Below are 22,235 nucleotides of genomic sequence, written 5' to 3'. Positions count from 1 at the left end.
GACAGGTGCCGCGAACATGACGGCCGATGCGGTGGCACCGTCGCCGGTGGCCGGGGTCGTCGCCGTGCTGGCGGCGACCCCGGCCGACGGTGCGGGTCAGTCCGGCAGGACCACCAGCGCCGGGGTCGACCGGGCGGTGGTGGTGCCGTCACCGAGCTGCCCGAGGAAGTTGTCGCCCCAGCACCACAGGTTGCCGTCGGTGCGCGTGGCACAGGCGTGGTGGGACACGGCCAGCCCGCCCGTCCAGGCCGTGGCGGTGCCTACCCGGGTCGGTGCCGGCCGGTGGGTGGTGGTCCCGTCGCCTACCTGCCCGTCGGTGTTCCTGCCCCAGCACCACAGGCTGCCGTCGGTACGCGTCGCGCACGACGTGTCGACGCTGGTGGCGACCTGTGCCCAGGTGGTGGCGGTGCCGATCTGCAGGGGTGTGGTCTGGGGTCCGCTGCCCGCGCCCACCTGGCCGTACCCGTTCTCGCCCCAGCACCACAGGGTCCCGTTGGCCTGGACCGCGCAGGTGTGTACGTATCCGGCGGTCACGCCGGTCCAGGTGGTCGCGGTGCCCACCTGCGTCGGGGTCGACCGGAAGCTGAAGATGCCGAGGCCGAGCTGTCCGTCGGAGCTGCTGCCCCAGCACCACAGGGTGCCGTCGGTGCGCAGGGCGCAGCTGTGCGCGTACCCGGTCGTGACGCTGGCCCAGGTGGTCGCCGTGCCGACCTGCAGCGGGGTGGTTGTCAGCAGGGGAGTGGTGCCGGTGCCGAGCTGCGTGTGACTGTTCAGGCCCCAGCACCACAGGGTGCCGGTGGTCCGGACCGCGCAGGTGTGGTTGCTGCTGGTGCTGACGCTGGCCCAGGTGGTGGCGGTGCCGATCTGCACCGGGCTGGTCCGGGGTGTGGTGGTGCCGTCGCCGAGCTGTCCGTTGCTGTTGCCACCCCAGCACCACAGCGTGCCGTCGGTACGTACCGCGCAGGTGTTGGTCTTGCCGGCGTCGATGCGCGCCCAGGTGGTGGCGGTGCCGACCCGGACGGGGCCGGTCCGGTTCGTGGTGGTGCCGTCGCCGAGCTGACCGTTGAAGTTGTTGCCCCAGCACCAGAGCGTCCCGTCGGTGCGGATCACACAGGTGTGCAGGTCACCGGCGGCGACCCGGGACACCGGTGCGGCGGCGAGCGAGATGTTCGAGGTGCTCCGCTCGGCCGGGCTGCCACCCGCCACGGCCGCACCGGCGGTGACGCCGATGGCGAGGATGGCCACCCCGAGGGAGACCGCCGTCGCGGCGGCGGTTCGGGCCGCCCGCCGCCATCGGGTCCGCAGCCGACCCTCCTGATCTTCGTTCATGTGCTCGTCCCCAGACGTCGTTGGTTCTGCAGAGTGGAGGCGGCGCTGCCCCGGTGGATCGCCAGCGACCCGTCACGTGGTCGCGACCAGACTCTACATCGACGTCTGTCGAATTTTGTGGTTCCGGAATTTTCGGGTCTCGTGGGCCGGCCGCACGGACGCCCGCGAGCTTGACCCTCGATCCGGTCGAGGGCGCACCCCTTCGGGGAAGCGTCCTACCCGGCTTAGCCGAACGAGGAGATCCGCGAATGCCCGACCTGGAAGTACTGTCGCCGATTCTGCGGGCCAGTTGGACGGTGGAGACCTGCGACCCGCACGACGTGCGAACTGGCGGCCGGACAACCCCGCCCGGGGCCAGTGCGGGGTCACCGCGCTCGTCGTCCAGGATCTGCTCGGCGGGGACCTGATCCTCGGCGAGGTCCTCGTCGGGGGCGCCCGGACCGGTTACCACTACTGGAACCGGCTGCCCGACGGTCGGGACGTGGACCTCACCGCCGAGCAGTTCCGGCCGGAGGAGGTGATCGTCGGCGGTCGGGTGCAACACCGGCCACCGGGTGCCCCGCGACGCTGCCGGCGGCAGTACGAACTCCTGAGGCAGCGGGTGCTCACCGAACTGGGCACCGGGACCGATGCCGGCCAGCGGCGGTCCTAGGGTCTGGTCAGGCAGCCTCCGCCCGCGACGCGGCACCCCCTGCGGACCGTGCACATAGTACGGTGACCAGCGTGGCCATGTTCGGAGGGATGGAAACGTTGACGAGTGAGCAGGCGGCGCCCCCGGGTGTCGACATCACCCGACCCAGCATCGCCCGGGTCTACGACTACTATCTGGGCGGCAAGGACAACTTCGAGGTCGACCGGCAAGCCGCCCAGATGGCGCTGCGGGTCACGCCGGACGGTCCCGAGGCGGGGCGGGCCTGTCGGGCCTTCCTCCGCCGATCGGTGCGGTACCTGGCCGCGGAGGCCGGCATCCGCCAGTTCCTCGACCTCGGTTCCGGTCTGCCCACCCAGGGCAACGTGCACGAGATCGCCCACGAGGTCGACCCCGATGCCCGGGTGGTCTACGTGGACAACGATCCCATGGCGCTGACGCACGGTCGTGCCCTGCTCGCCGACGCCCGGACCACCACTGTGGTCGGGGCCGACGCCCGGCAGCCGGAGGAACTGCTGGCGCAGCTGCACGACCGGAATCTGATCGACTTCGACCGGCCGGTCGGGTTGCTGCTCCTGGCGATCCTGCACCACCTGCACGACGACGACGATCCCGCCGGTGTCGCCCGGCGGCTCGTCGCCGCCCTGCCGGCCGGCAGCTACCTTGCCATCTCGCACTTCCACGATCCGGGCGACGCCCAACCGGAGGTCTCGCAGCGGGCCCGGGAGGTGGAGAAGGTCTTCAACGAGACCCTCGGCACCGGTCGGTGGCGCACCCGCGAGGAGATCATGGGCTTCTTCGGCGGTCTGGAGCTGCTGCCGCCCGGGCTGGTCCCGTTGGCGGAGTGGCGGCCGGACAGTGAGAAGATCTCCCCGCAGACCGCCACCTACCACACCATCGTCGGTGGGGTGGCGCGCAAGTCCTGAGCGGTCCCGCCGGCACCGCAGCGGGACTACCGGCCTGGTGCGGTGCCGGTCGGCAGGGCCGCGTGGTCGGCGGCCCGCCGGCCGGACTCCCAGCCCTCGTGGCTGTCCACCCGGCTGGCCCGGGCCCGGACCGTGTGGGGAAAGACCCGCCGCATGGTCTCGCGGATCTGTTCGTCCCGGCGGGCGAGCACCGGCAGCAGGTCGGCCGGGTCGGTTCCCCCGTCGCCGGCGCCCCGGCCGGTGGCCTGCGCCAACGCGAGCTGTGCCGCGCCGGCCAGTCGTTCGTCGATCCGGGCCGCGAACGCCACCAGGAACGACTGGCGGAACGCCTTCAGGCGGTTCCGGCCGGCCTTCCCGCCCGGCGGCTCGGCCCGGGCCATCGCCTGGTGGGCCTGCACCAGCAGGGAGGTGTAGAGCAGGTCGACCGCGTCGATGTCGGTGTCGAAGCCGAAGACGGTGCTGAACGCCAGCTCCGGTGACGAGACCGTGTGGCAGTGGTTGGCCCGGGCGACGGCGTCCAGCAGGGCGGCCTTCGCCTTCTCGTGCGGGTGGTCCACGCCGATCCGCCGCGCGTACGGCACCACCGGTGTCGCCGGGTCACCGCCGCGCGCGGCCAGCAGCGCCTCGTCCAGGCTGTGCCGGGTGACCAGTTCCTGGGCCTTGGCGGTGTAGGTCTCCGCCTCGGCCGGGAAGGTCGTGGACTCCGCCTTGGCCAGCAGGGCGCGTACCCGGTCCAGCAGCCGGGGGTCGGTCCGGGACGACCCGACGGTGCCCGACGCGTCAGCCGGCGCGGTGGCGGAGCCGGGCGCGGGGACGAGCTTCTCGATCGGGGGGAGCGTGGCCAGGATGGCGAGCAGGCCCAACATCAGATCGAGTACGACCACCCGGTCGAGCCGCCAGCGGGCCGCGAGTTCGTCGACGTACGTCGCGTCGCCGGTCCACCAGACCCGCGCGCCGAGGGTGTCCGCCTGCGCCCGCCACCGGTGGTCGACCGTGGCACCGGGAAACTGGCGCAGGTACCCGGCGACCGCGTCGGTCACCAGGTCGGCCTGGTGCGGCCGGCCCCGCCGGGCGACCACCCGGTGCAGCTCGGCCGGCTGCCACCCGCTGCGCCACAGCCGCGCGCACGCCTCGTCCTTCGCGGCCACCAGCTCCGGGTCGACCTCGACCGACGGCGTGACGGTCAGCGCGTCCAACCCCGCTTCGTAGTCGACCGTCCCGGCGAGCACCGCCCTGATCCGTTCCCGTACCGATGTCACCCGCACCAGGCTACGCAGTCCCGGCCGGCGCTTGCCGCCGGTGCCTGGTCGGCGGCGTCGGATCTGTTGGTCCGGCCGGCCGGGTCCGCCGGGCGGTCCTCGCCGCCCGGCGGGAGGCGGAGGCCGGCGAGCAGGAGGGTGACCACGCCGCGCGCGTCGGTGCGGTGAGCGGGCTGGTCGTAGGCCGCGCAGATGCCGTGCAGGGCCATCGTGACGGTGCCGGCGCCCACGTCGTCGCGGATGGTTCCGGCCCGGACTCCGGCGGTCAGCAGGTCGGCGATGGCCTGGCCCAGGGCCTGGGCGCCCTCGGCCTGGGTGTCCGGGCGGGTGGCCATGAGGCTCGCGAGGGTGCGGGCGAGGCCCTCGTGGGTGTGCAGGTGATCGACGAAGCCGTGCAGGAACGCCGCCAGCGCCTCGGCGGCGGGAAGCGTGGCCTGCAGGTGCCGGGCGCGGTCGCAGAGGGCGGCCAGTTCTTCGCGGTAGACCGCCTCGGCCAGGGCCTCCCGGGTGGGGAAGTGGCGGTAGAGCGTGCCGGTGCCGACTCCGGCCAGTTTGGCGAAGTCGTCGAAGCGCAGGTTGAAGCAGCCCCCGGCGAAGAGTTCGCGGGCCTTGGCGATCAGCGCGTCGCGGTTACGACGGGCGTCGGCGCGTAGCGGCTTGGCGTCGGTCACGTGACCTCCCGGTTTGACAAGTGGAGACTGTCTCCATATTTTCTGAACCGGAGATTTTCTCCAGTTAGAGGATACGAGGTGCGCGTGAAGATCCTGATGTTCGGTCGGGGCGTGATCGGTGCGGTCTACGGGTGGGCCCTGGAGCGGGCCGGGCACCACGTCGAGTTCTACGTCCGGCCGGGGCGGGCGGCGCAGTACGGAGACACGATCGACCTCGACCTGCTCGACGCACGGCGGCGGCCCTGGGGTGAGCGCGTCACCGAGGCGTGGCCGGTGCGTTACCGGGAGTCCCTGGAGCCGGACCACGACTTCGACCTGATCGTGGTGAGCGTGCAGCACTACTCCTTCGCGGAGGCGGTGGCGTTCCTGGGCCCACGCGTGGGCGGGGCGACGGTGCTGGTGTTCAACAACCTGTGGGTCGACCCGCCGACCGCGACGGAGCAACTGCCCGCCGCGCAGGTGGCCTGGGGCTTTCCCGGCGCCGGCGGCGGCTTCGGCGACGACGGTGTGCTGCGGGCGGCGCTGCTGCCGGTGGTCTTCTTCGGCACGTTCGACCGGCCGCCGACCGAACGCGAGCGGGTGGTGCGCCAGGTCTTCCGCGCGGCCGGGCTCAGGATCCGGGAGAGCTCCGACTTCCGTGGCTGGCTGTCGATCCACTTCATCCAGAACGCGGGCCTGCACACCCAGAACCTGAGACAGAGTTCGTTGTCCGGGCTGAGGACCGCAGAGGTACGCGAGGCGATCCTGGCCACCCGCGAACTGCTACCGCTGGCCGAGGCCCGCGGCGTCGACCTGCGGCGACACCGCGGTGAGCTGCTGCCCCTCACCGCACCGCACTGGCTGGTGGCCCCGGTGCTCGCCCTGCTGATGCGACGTTTCCCGCCAGTGCGCCGGGTGCTGCGGGCCCACGCCAACCCCGAGGAGTTGCGCGCGGTCTGTCGCGACACCCTGGCCGAAGCCCGCCGGCTCGGCGTACCGGTGCCCCGGCTGGAGGCAGCCGAGCCCTACTTCGTCGGCGAGACGACGCGCTGAGGTGAGCTCCGGCCCGCCGACGGTGCTCTACCTCTACCCACCGGCCGCCGCCGGGCCGCCGGTGCCGGCCCGGTCGGCGGCCGGCTGGCGGGTGTCGGCCGGCACGACCAGTGGCGCACCGGTGACCGGGTCGGCCACCACCTGGTTCGGCATCCCGAAGACCTCGGTGACGAGACCGGCGTCCACCGTCGAGCGGGGATCGCCCTCGGCCACGATCCGCCCGTCGCGCATCGCCACGAGGTGGGTGGCGTACCGGGCGGCGTGGTTGAGGTCGTGCAGCACCGCCACGACGGTGCGGCCCTGGACGACCAGCCGGTGCAGCACGTTGAGCACGTCGATCTGGTGTGCCACGTCCAGGTAGGTGGTGGGTTCGTCGAGCAGGACGAGGGGGGTCTCCTGGGCGAGCACCATGGCGATCCAGGCCCGCTGCCGTTGCCCACCGGAGAGTTCGTCGGTGCGCCGGTCGGCCAGGTCGGTGGTGCCGGTCGCGGCCAGGGCCGCCTCGACGGCCTCCTCGTCGGCCCGGGAGAACCGACGCAGCACCCGCTGGTGGGCGTAGCGACCCCGGCCGACCAGCTCCCGGACGGTGATCCCCTCGGGCGCGGTCATGGTCTGTGGGAGCAGGGCGAGCCGCCGGGCGCGTTCCCTCGCCGGCAGGGCCACGAGGTCCGTCCCGTCGAGCAGGACCCGTCCCACGGTGGGGCGCAGCAGCCCGGACAGGGCCCGCAGCAGCGTCGACTTGCCGCACGCGTTCGGCCCGATCAGCACGGTGAACGAGCCGTCCGGCACCGCGACGGACAGGCCCTCGCTGACGATCCGTTGGTCGTAGCGCAGGGTGACGCCTTCGGCGCGCAACCGGGTGGTCAACTGGTCCTCCTGACCTCGTGGACGAGCAGCCAGAGCAGGTACCCGCCGCCGAGGGTCACCGTCACGACCCCCACCGGCAGGGTCAGCGGGATCACGTGCTGGGCGACCAGGTCGGCACCGAGCAACAGCAGCGCCCCCACCACGGCGGTGGCGACCAGCGGCAGGCCCGGTGCCCGGACCAGCCGGCGGGCGATCTGCGGGGCGGCCAGGGCCACGAACGAGATCGGCCCGGCCACCGTGGTGACCGCGCTGACCAGGATCACCGCGATGAGCACCAGGACCGCCCGGTCCCGCTCGACCGCGACTCCGCTGGCGGCGGCGACGTCGTCACCGAGTTCCAGCTGGGCCAGGGCCGCCGACCACAGCGGGGTGATCAGCAGCACCGCTAGGACGACCCCGACGGCGGGCCAGACCACCTCGGCGGTGGCGGTGTTGAGGGAGCCGGCGCCCCAGGCGGCGGCGAAGAGTGCCGTCTCCAACTCGGCGCGCAGCAGCAGCCAGGTGTTGGTGGCGGCGAGCATGGCGGAGACCCCGATGCCCACCACGATGAAGCGGAACCCGGAGAGCCCGTCCCGGTAGGCGAGCAGGTAGATCGCCAGGGCGGCGAGCAGGCCACCGGTGAGCGAGCCGGCCATCAGCAACGGCCAGCCGCCGCCCAGCAGCAGCAGGGCGACCAGCATGCCGGTGAACGAGCCGTTGGCCAGGCCGATGATGTCCGGGCTGGCCAACGGGTTGCGGGTGATGGTCTGGAAGACCGCACCGGCGACGCCGAGCGCCGCGCCGAAGCCGATCGCGGCGGCGATGCGGGGCAGCCGCCACTCCCACACGACGGTGCGGGGCAGCCCACCGATCCGGCCACCGAGCACGCCGAGGACCTCGTCGACGCGCAGCGGGAAGTCACCCACCCCGAGTCCGACCACCGCCAGCGCCGCGACGGCCAGCAGCGCGGTGGCGCAGACGGCGGCCTCACGGACGCCGACGACCACGTGCGTCCGGTCGGTGCCGATCACCAGCCGGCGGCGGCCGGCGCGGCGCGGTGACCGGCGGCCGAGGCCCACCACGTCCCCGCCCGTCGGCGCGGGGGCGTTCGCGGTCGACTGGTCCGCCGGTGCCGGGGTGGCGTCCGCCGGTGTCCGGGCGCTCACAGTGCCGTCGCCCGTCGGCGGCGGGCCAACGCGATCAGGACCGGTGCACCCACGAAGGCGGTGACGATGCCGACCGGCATCTCGCTCGGCAGGACGGCGACCCGGCCGAGGACGTCGGCCAGCAGCACCAGGGTCCCGCCGGCCAGCAGGGATCCGGCCAGGATCCGGCGCTGGTCGGTGCCGACCCCCCAGCGCACCAGGTGCGGCACCACGAGCCCGACGAACGAGATGGGACCGGCCACCGCGCTCGCCCCGCCCGCGAGCAGGGTCACCGCGCCCAGCACGAGCAGCCGGGTCCGCCCGAGACTGACGCCCTGCGCGGCGGCCAGGTCCGGCCCGAGCGCGAGCGCGTTCAGGCCGCGCGCCGCGACCAACGCCGCGACCAGCCCGGCACCGACCAGCGGCAGTACCGGCAGCAGCACGCTGGCGTCACGTTCCAGCAGGCTGCCGGCGTTCCAGCCGCGCATCCGGTCGAAGGTGTCGGGGTGGGTGAGGGTGATCCCGGTGGTCAGCCCGGCCAGCACGGCACCGGTGGCCACCCCGGTCACCAGCAGCCGGGTCGGTGCGGCCCGCAGGTCGGCGGCGCCGCCGACGGCGTACACGAGGAGGGCGACCAGGAGCGCGCCGAGCAGGGCGAGCCACATGTAGGCGGCCGGCGAGGTGACCCCGAGGAAGGCGATGCCGGCGGCGACGAACGCGGCGGCTCCGGCGTTGACGCCGAGGATGCCCGGCTCGGCGAGCGCGTTGCGGGTGAACGCCTGCATCAGGGCGCCCGCGACCCCGAGCCCGGCGCCGACCAGCAGCCCGGCCAGGGTGCGGGGCAGTCGTTGTCCCCAGACCACGTACTGCGCGGTCTCGCTGCCGGCGCCCCGCAGCGCCGCCCAGACGTCCGACGGTGGCACCGGGTTCGCGCCCACGAAGACCGACAACACCAGCGACCCCAGGAGTACGGCGACCGCCCCGCCCCACCAGCGCCGGATGGTACGGCGGCGCGCGGCACGGCCGGTGGTCGACGGTGCCGCGCGCGGGGGTGTGGTGGTGGTCAACTCGACGCGGTGAGGATGCGTTCGAGGTCGTCGAGGACCCGCTGCCCGCCGACCGTGCCGACCCCGGTGATCCAGAAGGACTGGTCGACCAGGTGCAGGCGGGGGAAGGCGGGGGCGTTGGCGCTGACCGAGGCGGGGATGGTGCCGCGGTCGTTGACGTCGACGGTCGTGACGAAGACGTGGTCGGCCTTGGCCTCCAGCACCCGTTCGGGGGAGACGTCCACCGAGATGGAGTTCTCCCAGTCGCGGGGCGGGGTGGTGAAACCGACGCACTCCAGTGCGCTGCCGGCGAAGGAGGTGGGGCCGTACAGGGTGAGCACGCCGTCGCGGGGGCGGATCAGCTGGGCGGTCTTACCGGCGGTGCCGAACTTCCCGGCGATCTCGGCGCACCGCTGCTGGTAGCCGGTGAGGAGCCGGGTGGCGGAGTCGGCACCGCCGAGCGCGGTCGCGGTGAAGCGGACGTTGTCCTGCCACGGATCGGCCTGCGAGGCCATGAACACGGTCGGGGCGACGTCGGTGAGCTGGTCGTAGAGGGCGGAGTGCCGGGACTCGGTACCGATGATCAGGTCGGGCCGCAGCGCCGCGATCTTCTGCACGTTGGGTTCCTGCACGGTGCCGACGGTGCTGATGCCGGCGGCCTTCTCACCGAGGTACGCGGGCACCCCGGCGGTCTCGTTGAGCACGGCCGCGCCGACCGGGGTGACCTCCAGGGCGATGGCGGTGTCGAGCTGCACCGGTTCGAGCACGACGACCCGGGTCGGCGCGGTCGGTACCTCGGTCGTGCCCCGGGCGTGCTCGACGCTTCTGGTGTCGCCGCTGCTCACCGGGTCGGTCTCGGCGGCGCCGCAGCCGGCCAGGACGAGCGCGGTCGTCATGACGGCGGCGGTGCGGGCGAGGAACTGGCGGCGGGATGTTCGAGGGGTTGGCGAGCGCATGGGGCAGCTTCCCGTCTGGCGACATACAGTGACGATCATGTGGTGCGGGTTAGGTTAGCATTACCTAATCTGGACCTCGTCGCGGGTGGGTCGGTCGTGCCAGTAGCCCTGCGTGTGGACCCGGGTGGAATCGACGCCCGCCTCGGCGAAGAGTCCGCGTACCCGCGCGATTCTGCTACTTTCCGTAGCTGTCCAGGCGTAGAAACCGTTCCCCGCTCCGGCCGCCGACCGACCGTGCTCGGCCAGCCAGTCACCCACCGCCGCGGTCAGGACCGTCCCGCCCCGGGCCCCGCCCCGCAACCGGACCTCGACCTCGTGGCCGGCGGTCACGTCGTCGAGGCTGGCCGCGTCCGCCGCGGTGCCGGCCTCCAACAGGACCGTCGCCCGCACCTGCGGGCCGAGGCCGGACAGGATGCCCCGCACCGCCGGGTAGGCCGTCTCGTCGGCCGCGACCAGCACCCGCACCGCCGGTCCCGGCTCCCACTGCACGCCGTAGCGGGGTTGGCCGGCCCCGACGTGCGGACCCGACAGGAGCAGCCGTTCCCCGGGCTGGGCCGCCGCCGCCCAGCCGCTGGCCGGGCCGTGCGGCTGGTGCAGGTAGAAGTCCAGGTCCAGCTCGCCCGCCGCCGGTCGGGTCCGGTGGGCGGTGTAGCTGCGCAACTGCGGACGCTCCCGGTCGGGCACGGACCGCCAGGCGCGTCGCCAGTCCTGTTCGACGAGCCCCGCCCGCAACCCGGCCGGGTAGTCGCCGGCGACCGGCAACATGATCTTGATGCGTTGGTCGAGCTGGTACGGCGCCAGTTCCCGCAACCGTTCGTCGCCGAGCGTGACGCGGACGAACCCGGGCGACAGTCGCCGGGTCGCCGTCACGGTGGTCTCGAACAGCACGTTTGGCGAGTTGCGGAAGGCAGACACGCCGACAGAGGTTAGCGGAGCGTGTTCGGGCCGACGACGCCGCTGGCCCCCGGACGGACCGTTCGGTTGACCCGTACCTGTCGGCTGGCTGATGTCACGGCGATGCCCGACGGACCACTGTGGACGCATCCGACGGGAAGGAGTTCCGATGACGCCGGTACCCCACGGCAGGCAGGTCGCGAGCGGCACCTGGGGCGGCTGGCGGGCCCGCCGACGACGGGCACCCGACCACCGGTCGTACGACTTCTCGCCGGTCGACACCCGCCCACCGGGCTCGGCGGCCGGCGACGCGCTGACCGCCCAGCGGGAGTTCCAGGCCGACCTGCGCGGCGGACTGCACCCCGCCGTCGTCATGGCGAAGCAGGCCGGTCGGCTGATCGGCGGTCGACGGCGGGAACGGGCCCGCCAGCAGCAGGGCCCGCGGTGGAGCATCAGCCGGCCGAGGGTCGCCGCCGGGCGGTTCCTGGACGAGGTGGCCCGCTACTGCCTCGACCGCGGCCGGTGGGACCCGGACGTCGAGGCGGGCCTGATCGCCGTGAGCGCGGACTTCGCCGACCCGGTGCGCCGGATGGGTCAGGCGCGCGACCGGATGGACCGGCTGGGTGACCGGGTCCACCAGCCGGCGGCCGTGGCGGTCACCGAGGAACTCCGGCACGCCGCCCGGGCCATCACGGACCTGGTGGCTACCCACTACCGGGCCGTTCCGCCGCCGGTGGACCTGCCCGCCGTCGAGCTTCGCCTCACCGGCCGGCAGCGGCGCGCGGCGCTGGTGGCGGTCGGCGAGGCCAGCGACCGCCACCTCGGAGCCTGGTACGCCTTCGTCTGCTCGTCGCCGGCGCCCGAGGACACCGGAACGCAGTTGCGGCACCTCACGGAGCTGCTGCCCGTGGCGGCGCAGGTCGACCGGTGGCGAGCGTGCCGACAGCGGTGCGGCGAGCTTGGCGAGGCCGCCGAGGTCGAGCGGGCGACCGTGCTGGCGGCGGTGCGGGACCTGCGGGCCGCGATTGGCGCGTTGGAGGAGGCGGTGTACCGGGCCAGCACCGGAAGCTGACCCCGTCACCTGTGTGACCAGTCAGTAACCTTTACTGAAACGCCTGTTCAAAGCCGTAGTGAACCTGTTACCCGCACCGTCCGATTCTCCTGATTGGATCGGCAAGATCGCTGATCCGAACATGGAGGTTTCCGGTGAGAGTGCACACAGATCCGTACCCCGGCGTGGTGCCCGCACCGGGCGACTCCGTCCAGGGTGGGTACGGTCCGGTCGCGGTCGTCGGCATCGGCTGCCGGTTCCCCGGCGGCATCGAGGACCGCGACAGCTTCTGGGACGTGCTCGCCACCGGCACGGACGCGATCGGTGACATCCCCGCCGACCGCTGGCGCAACGAGGCGTACTTCGATCCCGATCCGGCGACACCGGGACGGACACACGTGCGCCAGGGTGGCTTCCTGCGCTCGCCGGTCGACCGCTTCGACGCCGGCTTCTTCGGGATGACCCCCCGCGACGCCGCCGCTCTCGACCCGCAGCAACGACTGCTGCTGGAGGTCACCTGGGAGGCCTTCGAGGACGCCGGCATCCCGCCGGTCTCGACGGCCGGTGCGCGGGTGGGTACCTACATCGGAGCGTTCACCTTCGACGCCGCGCTGGTGCAGCTGTCGGAGGCCAACCGGCACCTGGTCAGCACCGCCACCCCGACCGGAATGGCGATGACCATGCTGTCGGCCCGGTTGTCGCACGCCTTCGACTGGCGCGGCCCGTGCCTGACCATCGACACCGCGTGCTCGTCCTCGCTGGTGGCGCTGCACCACGCGTGTGCGGCCCTGGCCTCCGGCGACTGCGACGTGGCGGTGGCCGGTGGGGCGAACGTGATGGTCGGCCCGGCCATGACGATCATGCTGTCCAAGGGCGGGTTCCTCTCCCCGGACGCCCGGTGCCGGTCCTTCGACCACCGGGCCAACGGCTACGCCCGGGCCGAGGGTGCGGGGATCGTGGTCCTGAAGCCGCTGGCCGCCGCCGAACGCGACGGCGACCGGATCCACGCCGTGATCCGGGGCTCGGCGGTCAACCAGGACGGCCGGACCCCCGGCATCACCGTGCCCAGCGCGGCGGCCCAACGGGCGGTGATCGGGCAGACCTGCCGGGCCGCCGGGGTGGACCCGCGCTCGATCGGCTACTTCGAGGCGCACGGCACCGGCACGGCGGTCGGCGACCCGATCGAGGCCAGCTCCATCGGCGAGATGCTCGCCGGGTCGGCCGCGACACACTGGATCGGCTCGGTCAAGTCCAACCTCGGCCACACCGAGGCCGCCGCCGGAATGGCCGGGGTGATCAAGGCCATCCTCTGCCTGGACCGGGGCCTGATCCCGCCGAACATCCACTTCGAGCGCCCGAACCCGGCGATCCCCTTCGACAGGTTGCCGATCCGGGTACCTGTCGAGATGACCCCGTTCGGCGAGTACGGCGGCCCACGTCGGGCCGGGGTCAACTCCTTCGGCTTCGGCGGCACCAACGCACACGCCCTGCTGGAGCAGGCACCCCCGCTGCCACGACGGGACCCGACGGCCGACGCCGACGGTCAACCCCAGCTGCTGCCGTTGTCGGCGCGCAGCCCGCAGGCGCTGCGGGCACTCGTCGACGCGTACGCCGACCTGCTCGACAAGCCGGACGCCCCGACGTTGCGGCGGGTCTGCCGGGCGGTGTCCCGCCAGCGCGAGCACCATCCGCTGCGGGCCTTCGTCGTGGCCGGCGACCCGGCCGGGGCGGCGCGGCAGCTCCGGCAGCTGACGGTCGCCCCGCGCCGGGCCACGCCCCGACCGGTGGCCTTCGTCTACACCGGCATGGGCCCGCAGTGGTGGGGGATGGGTCGGGAACTGCTGCGGCACGAACCGCTGTTCGCCGAGACGGTCGCCGAGTGCGACCGGTTCCTGGCCCGCTTCGGCCTGTCGATCGCCGACGAGCTGCTGCGCGACGAGGCCGAGTCCCGACTCACCAGCACGTTGTACGCGCAGGTCGGCAACTTCGTGGTGCAGGCCGGGCTGACCGCCCTCTGGCGCAGCTGGGGCGTCGAGCCGGCGATGATCGTGGGGCACAGTGTGGGGGAGGTGGCCGCGGCGTACGCCGCCGGGGTCTACTCGCTGCCCGACGCGCTCACGGTCAGCTTCCACCGGGCGAACCTGCAGTCCCGGCTCGCCGGCCGGGGCGCGATGGCGGCGGTTGACCTGCCCGCCGGTGCGGTGGGTCCGTACCTGGTCGACGGGGTGGACGTGGCCGCGATCAACAGCGCCACCGCGACCACCCTGGCCGGTGACGCCGAGGCACTGGAGACGGTGAGCGAACGGCTGCGCGCCGCCGGCGTGGCCGTCAAGGCGCTACGGGTCGAGGTGGCCTACCACAGTGCCCAGATGGACGAGATCCACCAACCGTTGCTGGCGGCGCTTGCCGACATCCGGCCGGCGGCGGCCGGGATCCCGCTGTACTCGACGGTGACCGGCGGCCGGGTCGACGGCACCGGGTTCGACGCCGGTTACTGGTGGCGCAACGTACGCCAGCCGGTGCGCTTCGCCGACGCGGTGCGCGAGCTGCTCGCCGCCGGCCCCGGCGCGGTGCTGGAGGTCGGCCCCCACCCGGTCCTCGCCTCGGCCATCAACGAGGCGCTGGCCGAACAGGACGGCGACCCGGTGCAGGTGGCCTCGTTGCGCCGGGACCGGCCCCAGCGTGAGCACCTGCGCCAGGCACTCGGCACGCTCTACGCCGCCGGTGTCGAGGTCGACTGGAAGGGGGTCCACCCGGGTCCGCGGGAACACCTCGACCTGCCCCGCTACCCGTGGCAGCGCGACGCGCACTGGATCGAGTCGGCGGTCTCCCGGTCGGCCCGGTTGGGCGGTGGCGGGCTGCGACTGGCCGGTCGGGAGGTGCCGGCGGCGACGCCGACCCGCGACGTGGAACTCTCCGCGGCGGAGTTCCCGTACCTGGTCGACCACCGCATCGGTGACGACGCCGTCTTCCCCGGTGCCGGCTACCTGGAGGCGGCGCTGGCCATGTTCCCGGACGACACGCCGTGTTTCCTGGCCGACGTGGTGTTCCACCGGCCGCTGCCGGTGCGCCCGGCGACGGTCGCGACGCTGCGCACGAACCACGACCCGGTCCAGCGGACCGTGACCATGCACAGCCGGGAGCCGGGTGACGACAACCTCTGGACCCTGCACGCCGAGCTGCGCCGGCCCGACCTGGTACCGCCGGGATCCCCGCCGCCACGTGGCGAGACCCTGGCGGAGCTGACCCGCGACCTGCCGGAACTCACCCGTGACGACCTGTACGCCCGGCTCGCCGACCGCAACCTGCACTACGGTCCGGCGTTCCGCGCGGTCCGACGGGTGTGGCACCGCGAGGAGACGGGGGAGATCTTCGCCGCCCTGGAACCGGGACCGGTCGACACCGACGGCTACCGGCTGCACCCGGCCCTGCTCGACGCGGCGCTGCACGCCACCATCGGCGGTGCCGTGTGGCACACCGACGAGGGCGGCTACGTGCCGGCCCGCATCGCCGAGCTTCGGCTCTACCGCACCCCGGGCACCGGCGGGCTCTGGGTGCACGGACGGGACCGCCGCAGCGCCGTCGACGGTTGGCTGGAGTGTGACCTGACCATCCTCACCGACGACGGTGACGTGGTCGCGGAGGTGGTCGGCCTGCGCGCCCAGCGCACCGCGCGACCGGAGTCCGACCGGCCGGACCCGCCGGAGAGCCGCTACTACCGGCCCGTCTGGCATCTTGAGCCGGCCGAGGGCGTCGGGACCCTGGCGGGCACCTGGCTCGTCGTCGGCGGAGCCGAAACCCAGGCCCTGGTACGGGGCCTGACCGGCCGGGGCGCGACGGTGCGGCAGGTGGCAACCGGCCGACCCGACTGGCCCGACGAGGTCCGGGCGGTGCTCGCCGACGAGCCGGCCTGCCGGGGCGTCGTGCACCTCGACGGCACCCCGGCGGCCGACGCGCCGGCCTGCGAACCGGTCGCCGTGCCGCTGCGGCTGGTGCAGGCCCTGCCGGCCGACACCGTACCGCTGGTGCTGGTCACCGTCGGCGCGCAGAGCGTCGACGAGGACGATCCCACCACTGATCCGTTCGCCGCGTCGGTGTGGGGGCTCGGCCGGGTCGTCAACGCCGAGCGGCCAGAGCTGCGGTGCCGGCTGGTCGACACCGACCACACCGAGCAGGGCATGGCGGCGCTGCTCGACGAACTCGCCCGGGAAAGCCTGGACGAGGTGGTGCTGCGGGCCGGCCGGCGGTACGTGCGGCGGCTCGAACCCGCCGACGACCGGTCGCCGCTGCACCATCTGCGTACCGCCACGGACCGGACACCGGTGACGCTGCGTACCGCCGACCGGGATCTGGACCGGCTGCGTTTCGTCGCGGTCGACCGTCCGGAACCGGGGCCGACCGAGGTCGAGATCGAGGTCGCCTACGTCGGGTTGAACTTCAAGGACGTCCTCAAGGCCACCGGCCTGCTCTCCGCCGAGGCGATGACGGGCAGCTACTCGGAGTCGACGCTCGGACTGGAGTGCTCGGGCACGATCGTGCGGGTCGGCCGGGCCGTGACCGACCTGCGCCCCGGCGACGAGGTGCTCGCGCACGGCCGGGACCTGTTCACCTCCCACGTGACGCTGGACCAGGTCCGGGTGGTACGCAAACCGGCGGGGTTGTCGCTGGCCGAGGCCGCCTCGCTGCTGCCGGTGGTCACCGCGCACCAGGCGCTGGTCCGGCTGGCCCGGGTGCAGCCGACGGAACGGGTGCTCGTGCACTCCGCCGCCGGTGGCGTCGGTCTGGCCGCGGTGCGGCTGGCCCGGTGGCTCGGCGCGCAGGTCTACGCCACCGCCGGAAGTGAGCAGCGTCGGGAGTTCCTGCGCGGTGAGGGCGTGGCGGGGATCTCCGACTCCCGCAGCATCGCCTTCGTCGACGACATCCGCTCCGCCACCGGCGGTGAGGGCGTCGACGTCGTGGTCAACTCGCTGCCCGGCGAGATCCTGCACCAGAGTCTCGGCCTGTTGCGTCCCTTCGGCCGGTTCGTCGAGGTGGGCAAGGCCGACATCGCCGCCAACCATTCGTTGCGGCTCGCGCCGTTCCACCGTGCGTTGTCCTTCCACGCCTTCGACTACGACCAGATGATGCGGCTGGCCCCGGAGGTGGTCCGTGCCGCCATGGCCGAGGTGGCCGCCCTGTACGACAAGGCCGAGGTCGTCCGCCTGCCGGTCACCGAGATGCCGGCCGGACAGGTGGGGGCGGCGTTCCGGGCGATGACCCGCCGGGAACACCTCGGCAAGATCGTGGTGCGGATGGCCGACGAGCCGGTGACCGTGCCGGCCGCGTCGATCACCGACGCACCGGTACGGCCGGACGCCAGCTACCTGGTCACCGGTGGCCTGGGCGGGCTGGGCCTCACCGTGGCGCGGTGGCTCGCCGACCAGGGCGCCCGGCACCTGGTCCTGGTCGGTAGGCGCGGCATCGCCACGGCCGAGGCCGCCGGGGTGGTGGACCGGTTGACCGGCGCGGGCGTGCAGGTCCGGGTGGAGCAGGTGGACGTGGCCGACCGGACGGCGGTGCGGGACCTGCTGGACCGGGTCCGTACGCAGCTGCCCCCGGTGCGCGGTGTCGTGCACGCCGCGGCGGGCTTCGACGACGCGGTGCTGGCCGAGACGGACGCGGCGCGGCTGGTGGCGGCGACCCGGCCCAAGGCCGACGGGGCCTGGAACCTGCACCTGGCGACCGAGACCGACCAGCTCGACTTCTTCGTGCTGTTCTCCTCGTTCGCGGCGCAGATCGGGCCGGCGGCCGGGGGCGCCTACGTGAGCGCCAACGAGTTCCTCAACGGACTGGCCCGCTACCGGCGGGCCCGGGGCCTGCCGGCGCTGAGCGTCGGGTGGGGAATGGTCGACCAGGTAGGTGTGGCGGTCGACAACGACGGCGCGGTGGGCCGGGTGCTGCGGCGCAACGGTCAGCTCGGCATGACCCCCGGGCAGCTCGTCGAGGCGTTGGGCGTCCTGTTGCGGACCCGGCCGGTCGAGGCCTGCGTGGCCGGTGTGGACTGGGCCGGTTGGGCGCGGGCCAACCCGCAGCTGGCCGGGTTGCCCCGGTACGCCGCGCTGGTGCCCGTCGACGTCGCCGACGACCCGGGCCAACTGTCGGTGCCCGAGCGGCTGCGCGCGGCCACCGACGAGGAGCGCCGGGCGATGTTGCCAGCCCTCGTCGCGCCGCTGCTGGGCCGGATCACCGGCCTGTCCGAGGAGCAGCTCGGCGACGAGCACGCCGTCGACATCGACTCGCTGGCCGGTGTGGAGCTGCGGGTCCTGCTGCAGAACTCGCTCGGCGTGTCGGTGCCGGCGGTGCGGTTGCAGCGCAACCTCACGGTGGCGGGTCTGGTCGGTCTGCTCGCCGGCGAGTGGGCGGATGTCCCGCCGCCGACCGGGCGTCCCGCCGACGCCGTCCCGGCGGCGGTCGGCCGGCCCGCCGACCCCTCACCCGCGCCGACCGGGCGTCCCGCCGACGCCTCCGCGGCCGGGCCTGCGGTCTCCGGCGACCCCGGGCCGCCGTCCGGCATCCGGTCGGCGGAGGTGCCCACTGCGGTCCGGACCGCCGGACCCGTCGCCCGTACGACCACGGCGGTGGCGGATCGGCCGCTCGCCGGCTCCCTGACCGGGGCCACCGGGCAGACCCTGGCGGGCCGGACGGTCCTGATCACCGGCGGGTCCCGGGGACTGGGCCGGGCGTTCGCCGAGGAGGTGGGCCGGGCCGGTGCCCATGTGGTGATCACCGGTCGGGACGCCGACGCGCTCGACCGCGCGCGGGACCAGATGCGGGCCGAGGGGTCCACCGTCGACGCGTTCGTGGCCGACGTCGCCCAGCGCGGTGCCACCGCCGGGGTGGTGCGGTCCGTGGTCGAGACCCACGGTGGGCTCGACGTGATGGTGAACAACGCCGGGGTGTCCGGCCCGATCGGTCCGATGTGGGAGGTCGACGAGGACGAGTGGTCCGACACCATCGAGGTGAACCTGCGGGGCACCATGCTGGGGTGTCGGGCCGCGTTGGCCGTGATGGTCCCACGCGGCGTCGGGCGGGTCATCAATGTGGTCAGCCACGCCGGTCGGTTCCGGTGGCCGTACCTGAGTGCCTACTCGGTGTCCAAGGCCGCGGTCATCAAGTTGACCGAGAACCTCGCCGACGAGCTGCGCACCAGCGGCGTCGTGGTGCTCAGCTACCACCCGGGGCTGGTCGACCTCGGGATCACCCGGGCGGGCCTGGACCGGGTGCGCCGCGGCGGTGGGGACCGCTGGGAGCGGCTCACCGCGCAGTGGGGGGAGCAGCAGTTGGCCGACGGGCAGATGACCTCGGTGCAGCGGGCGGCGACGGTGTTCCGTCGCCTGGTCGAGGGGGCCGCCGACGACCGGTCGGGGGCCTACCTCACGGTCGACGACGACATCGCCGACGGTGGAACCGTGAGCTGACCGACGGATCAGGGTGGCGGTGCGTGCCGGGCCGGTCACCAGGGGAAATCCGATATGTTACGTTCCAAAGTCAACTATTGTTGGGGTAGCTAACGGTGAACAGCGATCGGAACCGGCCCGTTGTACGGGGTATGACTCGTGAGCACCGACGCCCGGCCCGTGACGACGAGGCCCAGGCGAGCGAGCCGGTACCGTCGGGGGCGCCCGCCTCCCCGGCCTGGCACGCCGACACCGGCCGGTACCGCCGGCTCGGCTCCGCCCTCAACTGGGTGGGGGACCGCATCGCTGTGGTCGGCGCGGACCCGGCAGGCGTGGTCGCCGCCGTGGCGGCCGGCCTCCCGGCCGAGCCCGGGGTCGTGACGGTGCTCAGTCGACTCGTCGACCACGACGACTGGTCCGTGGTGGAGACGGTGCTGCCGATCGCGGTCCCGCCGGGCAGCCGGGCCCGGGTCGCGGTAGCGGGCGCGGCCGAGAAGGACCTGATCGCCCGGCTCGCCCGCGAGCTGACCGCCACCATCGACGCCCCCCGGGCGGACCTGGTACTGGTGCCCGGGGGCTCGCTGTTCGCCCCCGACGGCTGGCTGCGGCACACCCCGGACGGGGTGACCAGCGAGGCCGGCCGCCGCTCGCCGCAACCGGACTGGGAGAGCGACCTGGACGGGCTCTGCGTCGAGGGCGCCGGAGCGGACGAACTGGTGCTGCTGCCCGTACCGGCGGGGCTGTGGGCCTTCCCGCACCGGGCCGGCGCGCCGACCCCGCAGCACGACGACCCGGCGTACAGCATCCCGATGGACCTCACACGGCCGGTGCTGGTGATCGGCCGACCCGGTCACCCGGAGCCGACGGTGCAGGCGATCGGCGCGCTGCTGCGCCGGCTCCCGCCGGGACTGCGCCCGCACCTGGTGCTGGCGCCGTACGGGTCGGCCACCGCCACCCTCGTCGCGGGCACGGCCCTGGCCCGCGAGGCCGGGCACCCGGTGCAGATCCGCACCGGCCTGCCCGCGCTCACCCCCGACGGGCTGCAGAGCAGCCTGGTCATCGACCACTCGGGTGCCGTCTGGGCGTCCCTGGGCACCGCCCTCACGCTCGCACCGACCGGCCCGGCCCGGCCCACCGGAGCGGTGCGCGGCCTCGACGGGTACCCGATGGTCGCCGAGCACGTGTTCCGGCTCACCGAGCACTGGGTGGCCGAGGTGACGCAGTCCGGCCTCTGGGTGCGGCCGCCGGGGGACGAGACCGGGGCACAGGTGGTCCGGGCACACCGCTGGATGTTCGGCCGGCTGCGGATCTTCGTCGGGGCGCCCGGCCAGCCTCCCGGGCACGAGGTGTTGCCGGTGCTCGGGGCGCTGCTGGCCCGGATGCCGACCCCGACCCGCCGCCGGGTCGAACTGCTGCCCGCCCAGTTCGCCGTCGCCGCCGGTGCCGGTGACGACCTGTCGTCGGACCCGACCACCGCCGAGGCACCGGCGGTCCAGGGCGCGACGGTGCTGCACCAGACGCCCGCCGGCACCGGGTCCGCGCCGCAGCGACCCGCGACGCTGCCCGCCGCCGGGTCGACGCCGCCGGCCGCCCGGACCGGTATGCCGGCCGGGCCGGCCCGGCCGCCGGTGCCGGTGGCCGGGCCCACCGGGCCGGCGGCGAACCCGACCCCGGCCTCCGGGGGCACCGGCACGCCCGCCGGCCCGCCGGCCCGCCGGCAACCACCCACCCCGGTCGCGACGGGCAGACCGGCGCCCGCGGCCGTCGAGCCGCACCGGGCTGCCGGCTCTCCGGTGGAAGACGACCCGCTCGTGCGGCCCGCTGCTCCAGGCCCGACGAGCCCGTCACGGCCGGTCACCGGCGCGGACCCCCGCCCGGACGCGCAGTCGGTGACCGGCACCGACCCGCAGGCCGAGACCGCGCTGGTCCGCACCACGGCGGCGTCGTCCACGCCGGACAAGCCCACGACGGGCGCGCAGGTGGTGCCCACCGGGACCCCGATCGGGTCGATCACCATGGGCTCCGACGAGACCCCGGGCCGACCGATCATCGGACACCGGCGGCGGTCCCGCCGCCGGGTCACCCCGGTCCTGGCGGCCACCGCCGTGCTGGCGGTCGCCACCGCCAGCGGGTACGCGCTGAACCTGACCTCGCCGGGCCCGGGCGGGGACGCCCCGTCGGTCGGGGTCGGGGCCTCCCAGGATGCGCCGGTCGACCCGATGCTGCCGCCGGCGCTGCCGGGCGTACCCGGGCCCGACGGTGTCGTGCCGAGCAGCGGGGCACCCGTCCCGGCCGCCGCCACCCTCAGTGCCGGCGCCACCCCCGGGGCCGGCGCCAGCCCGGAGCCCAGCACCAGCGCGGCCGGGTCCGCCCCGGCCCCGGCACCGGCCCCGGACGGGGGCGAACGGCCCCCCGCAGCCGGCGGCGGGGTTCTACCCCCCGGCGCACCCACCGCCCCCACCGCCCCCACCGGCAAGGCCAGTCCGAAGCCGGCACCGGCCCAGCCGTCCACGATGCCCGGACGGGTCAACTCCGCCGGCCGTAACCTGGCCCTGAGCGGCAGCGCCAGCGCCTCCAGCGTCGAGGTCAACGCCGTCTGGGACGCCCGCTACGCCATCGACGGCAACACCGACAGCCGGTGGAGCAGCTCCTTCGGGTCGGACCCGCAGTGGCTCGCCGTCGACCTCGGCGAGCTCTGGCAGGTGACCGAGGTCCGGCTGCTGTGGGAGCGGGCGTACGCCACGGCGTACCGGGTCGAGGTCTCCACCGACGGACGCAACTGGCAGGTCGTCTACCAGACCGGCAGCGGCTCCGGCGGCACGGTCCGGATCGACGTGCCCCGCACCCCGGCCCGCTACGTGCGGATGGTCGGCACCGCCCGGGTCATGCAGGGCTACGGGTACTCACTGCACGAGTTCGAGGTCCGCTGACCGGTGGTCGTCGCCCGGAGCGGGGCACGGGCCCCGCTCCGGGCGACGACGGCCGGGCGTGTCGA

General features: G+C 74.2%; 14 protein-coding genes. 6 read left to right on the top strand and 8 right to left on the bottom strand.

Annotated features, from left to right (window positions below):
* Positions 1 to 96: 96 nt before the first annotated feature.
* Positions 97 to 1,329: an RCC1 domain-containing protein gene (locus tag ACN28G_RS13910; RefSeq protein WP_421479305.1), complete on the bottom strand. Its 1,233-nt coding sequence runs from the start codon at positions 1,327 to 1,329 to the stop codon at positions 97 to 99.
* Between the two features lie 289 nt (positions 1,330 to 1,618).
* On the opposite strand from ACN28G_RS13910, the gene ACN28G_RS13905 reads away from it, so the two are divergent.
* Both ACN28G_RS13905 and ACN28G_RS13900 read left to right on the top strand, forming a co-directional pair.
* Positions 1,619 to 1,981, top strand: a complete 363-nt coding sequence (locus tag ACN28G_RS13905) for a YunG family protein (RefSeq protein WP_421479304.1) — start codon at positions 1,619 to 1,621, stop codon at positions 1,979 to 1,981.
* Between the two features lie 77 nt (positions 1,982 to 2,058).
* Positions 2,059 to 2,904 (top strand): SAM-dependent methyltransferase, encoded by an 846-nt coding sequence (locus ACN28G_RS13900; protein ID WP_421480905.1) that lies wholly within the window; start codon positions 2,059 to 2,061, stop codon positions 2,902 to 2,904.
* A gap of 26 nt (positions 2,905 to 2,930) precedes the next feature.
* On the opposite strand, the gene ACN28G_RS13895 is transcribed toward ACN28G_RS13900, so the two are convergent.
* Together ACN28G_RS13895 and ACN28G_RS13890 are read right to left on the bottom strand one after the other, a co-directional pair.
* The gene (locus ACN28G_RS13895; RefSeq protein ID WP_091446637.1) at positions 2,931 to 4,163 is read right to left on the bottom strand and encodes a DUF2786 domain-containing protein; all 1,233 of its coding nucleotides are present in this window, start codon (positions 4,161 to 4,163) and stop codon (positions 2,931 to 2,933) included.
* Positions 4,160 to 4,834 carry a TetR/AcrR family transcriptional regulator gene (locus tag ACN28G_RS13890; protein WP_421479303.1) on the bottom strand — a complete coding sequence of 225 codons (675 nt, stop codon included), beginning with the start codon at positions 4,832 to 4,834 and terminating at the stop codon, positions 4,160 to 4,162. The genes ACN28G_RS13895 and ACN28G_RS13890 overlap by 4 nt, the downstream gene beginning before the upstream one ends.
* Before the next feature lie 78 nt (positions 4,835 to 4,912).
* On the opposite strand from ACN28G_RS13890, the gene ACN28G_RS13885 reads away from it, so the two are divergent.
* Positions 4,913 to 5,866, top strand: a complete 954-nt coding sequence (locus ACN28G_RS13885) for a ketopantoate reductase family protein (RefSeq protein ID WP_421479302.1) — start codon at positions 4,913 to 4,915, stop codon at positions 5,864 to 5,866.
* A gap of 33 nt (positions 5,867 to 5,899) precedes the next feature.
* On the opposite strand, the gene ACN28G_RS13880 is transcribed toward ACN28G_RS13885, so the two are convergent.
* The 5 genes from ACN28G_RS13880 to ACN28G_RS13860 form a co-directional block, all read right to left on the bottom strand.
* Positions 5,900 to 6,733, bottom strand: coding sequence for an ABC transporter ATP-binding protein (locus tag ACN28G_RS13880; protein ID WP_421479301.1), 834 nt, complete (start codon positions 6,731 to 6,733; stop codon positions 5,900 to 5,902).
* Positions 6,730 to 7,878 (bottom strand): FecCD family ABC transporter permease, encoded by a 1,149-nt coding sequence (locus ACN28G_RS13875; RefSeq protein WP_421479300.1) that lies wholly within the window; start codon positions 7,876 to 7,878, stop codon positions 6,730 to 6,732. The genes ACN28G_RS13880 and ACN28G_RS13875 overlap by 4 nt, the downstream gene beginning before the upstream one ends.
* Positions 7,875 to 8,924 carry a FecCD family ABC transporter permease gene (locus ACN28G_RS13870; RefSeq protein ID WP_091439756.1) on the bottom strand — a complete coding sequence of 350 codons (1,050 nt, stop codon included), beginning with the start codon at positions 8,922 to 8,924 and terminating at the stop codon, positions 7,875 to 7,877. Before ACN28G_RS13870 ends, ACN28G_RS13875 begins: the two co-directional genes overlap by 4 nt.
* Positions 8,921 to 9,799 carry an ABC transporter substrate-binding protein gene (locus ACN28G_RS13865; protein ID WP_217628839.1) on the bottom strand — a complete coding sequence of 293 codons (879 nt, stop codon included), beginning with the start codon at positions 9,797 to 9,799 and terminating at the stop codon, positions 8,921 to 8,923. Before ACN28G_RS13865 ends, ACN28G_RS13870 begins: the two co-directional genes overlap by 4 nt.
* A 120-nt stretch (positions 9,800 to 9,919) precedes the next feature.
* Positions 9,920 to 10,774, bottom strand: a complete 855-nt coding sequence (locus ACN28G_RS13860) for a siderophore-interacting protein (RefSeq protein WP_421479299.1) — start codon at positions 10,772 to 10,774, stop codon at positions 9,920 to 9,922.
* A gap of 148 nt (positions 10,775 to 10,922) precedes the next feature.
* Here ACN28G_RS13860 and ACN28G_RS13855 point away from each other — a divergent pair, with 148 nt between their 5' ends.
* The 3 genes from ACN28G_RS13855 to ACN28G_RS13845 all read left to right on the top strand — a co-directional run bounded on the left by ACN28G_RS13855 (position 10,923) and on the right by ACN28G_RS13845 (position 22,170).
* Entirely contained in the window at positions 10,923 to 11,825 is a 903-nt protein-coding gene (locus ACN28G_RS13855; protein WP_091439746.1) for a hypothetical protein, read from the top strand.
* A 134-nt stretch (positions 11,826 to 11,959) separates the two neighbouring features.
* Positions 11,960 to 19,261, top strand: a complete 7,302-nt coding sequence (locus tag ACN28G_RS13850; RefSeq protein ID WP_421479298.1) for an SDR family NAD(P)-dependent oxidoreductase — start codon at positions 11,960 to 11,962, stop codon at positions 19,259 to 19,261.
* Between the two features lie 131 nt (positions 19,262 to 19,392).
* Entirely contained in the window at positions 19,393 to 22,170 is a 2,778-nt protein-coding gene (locus ACN28G_RS13845) for a discoidin domain-containing protein (protein ID WP_421479297.1), read from the top strand.
* Positions 22,171 to 22,235: the final 65 nt, after the last annotated feature.

The organism is Micromonospora sp. WMMA1923 (assembly GCF_049179195.1).
GTDB classification, from domain to species: domain Bacteria; phylum Actinomycetota; class Actinomycetes; order Mycobacteriales; family Micromonosporaceae; genus Micromonospora; species Micromonospora yangpuensis.
Note: the sequence above shows the minus strand (reverse complement) of the source record. Positions and strands in the feature narration are given on the sequence as shown.